General features: G+C 38.7%; 3 protein-coding genes. 1 reads left to right on the plus strand and 2 read right to left on the minus strand.

Annotated features, from left to right (window positions below; translation table 11 throughout):
* Positions 1-137: 137 nt before the first annotated feature.
* Positions 138-542: a transposase gene (locus CKO25_RS20640; protein ID WP_338115196.1), complete on the plus strand. Its 405-nt coding sequence runs from the start codon at positions 138-140 to the stop codon at positions 540-542.
* 238 nt (positions 543-780) lie between these two features.
* Here CKO25_RS20640 and CKO25_RS20645 read toward each other — a convergent pair whose 3' ends face one another.
* Positions 781-1,647, minus strand: a complete 867-nt coding sequence (locus CKO25_RS20645) for a sulfotransferase (RefSeq protein WP_200389824.1) — start codon at positions 1,645-1,647, stop codon at positions 781-783.
* Between the two features lie 95 nt (positions 1,648-1,742).
* Positions 1,743-1,970: transposase (locus CKO25_RS21475; protein ID WP_242467795.1), on the minus strand; the 228-nt coding region annotated here is incomplete at its 5' end.

Here is a 1,970-nt window from a genome sequence, read left to right on the forward strand (position 1 = left end):
GGCGTATGAGAATTTTCTTTGGTCATGTTCAATTCTCCGAAGTCAAAAGTGGCATTCGCATTATGATTGCCCATGCTATCGGAATTTTATGACATTAAATCAATAATTTAGTTCCTATACAGCCTCTGAAACTGTTTGTGCTGCTCCAAAGCGTCAAGATCATTTGGGCTGATCGTGGTTACTCTGGTCGTGAACTGTTTGATTGGGTTTTCACTCAATTGAATTGTTATCTTGAGATTGTGAAGAGGCAGAAAGGACATCAAGGCTTTCATGTGCTGCCTCGTCGATGGATCGTCGAGCGGACCTTTGCTTGGCTGAGTCGGTCACGCCGACTGAGTCAGGATGATGAGAGAGAACCACGTTCGAGTGAGTCGCAAGTTGATCTCGCATCGTCGCGTAACTCCTTCGTCAAATCTGTCACAATCAAATTGCTTACTAAAAGGTTATTTGCTTCTATTATATCATTTAATCTCCGCTCTATTGAGCGGAACTTTCTATACAGTCTCTCAGGGTATCGAAAACACCCAAAGGACTTTGCTTAGGTCAACGTTATAATTGGCTGATTGCGGAGTTTTACCTGCTACATTTTGTTATAAGCAACGCCGCAAGTAAGAACAAGAGCTCCAAAATTATTCGGCTCATGCTGATCGTTTATGCCCCGAACAGGCTAGAGCTCAATCAATAAATCAAAAATAATCATCAATTAACACCCTTTATGGCAGATCACGTTAAAACTCTAAAACGATTTCATTATAGATTAATACGCAAGGTGCCACTCAATTACCTGTAGAATAAATTGCGTAAGGTAAAAATAGTTAAGTGCTCTAAGCGTGACCTATTAGATGATTTAAGAGTAGAATTTTTTAGAAATACCTCTTGCTGTCTACTCATTCGATTCCCATTCATAAGAAATCCTCTTGACAATGGTTCAGAATTGTTGATCTTTTCTAACACAGGTTTTATATCGAGACCAATGAGAGTAGCAATCTCTGTTAGCTGAGCTTCTGGATACTCTAGAAGTCTTTCGTATACAACGCGACATTTCGCAGTTTTACATGTACGTTGTAGAGCAAGAATGCTAAAAAAATTTACTACACTGTAGTAAGCGGTGGCTGGAAAGAAAGATTTAGGGCCCTGCATAGGTGAGGCAAACGAATCGATCACGGCGCTGGGATCTCGCACTAGATAAATAGTGAAAAGCCTTAGCGTAGGTGACAATGAATTCAAGTGAACTAAGCGTGAAGGGTATTTAGAGCTATCTATATAAAATTGATGTGGTGATGATGAAATAATTGACTGATAGATCAGTTTAAGTGCTTTCCGATATTTTTTCAAACCAAATGGAATCAAAAGGTACGGAAAATAAAGTAATGGTATAAGCACATAATGATTGTCGAGTCTTTTCTGTAATTTAGTAAACTCTTCAATACCAATCCAGTCAGTCTGCTCAGCAAGTCGAGAAGTCACACTATTCCAGAACTTCAAGCTCTCTTGACGAATACGAAATTCGCTTGGAAGTCCTTTGCGAGGTCCGTAATCCAAAACCTCACCTAGGTCAACTGCATTCGCTGCATTACCTAAACAGTATCCAAGAATAGTCGATCCACTGCGACCGCAACCCATAATATATATTATTTGTTTTTTCACGATTTTATCCGATGAATACATCTGATGAGTCATAATACTGTCTTTAATCATTAGAGTTGATGCGAATGTCTAGATTTTGAAATCTAAGATATACTCTATGTATTTACTATTTGCGTTTTTTCTATCACCTGAAACTTCAATGTCAAAAGAGTTTCGAGAGATTTACGATTGCTGGTGCTAGTGCTATTAATACACTCCATGATCGCAGCTTTGAATTTGGGAAAGGTTTCGTAGTATCGAGAATATAAAACTTGTTTCTTGACGTGTCGCCAAAGCCGTTCAATCAAATTTAAGTTTGGTGAATAAGATGGCAAGAAAACCAG

Source organism: Thiocapsa imhoffii, assembly GCF_016583985.1.
In the GTDB taxonomy this organism is placed as follows: Bacteria; Pseudomonadota; Gammaproteobacteria; order Chromatiales; family Chromatiaceae; genus Thiocapsa; species Thiocapsa imhoffii.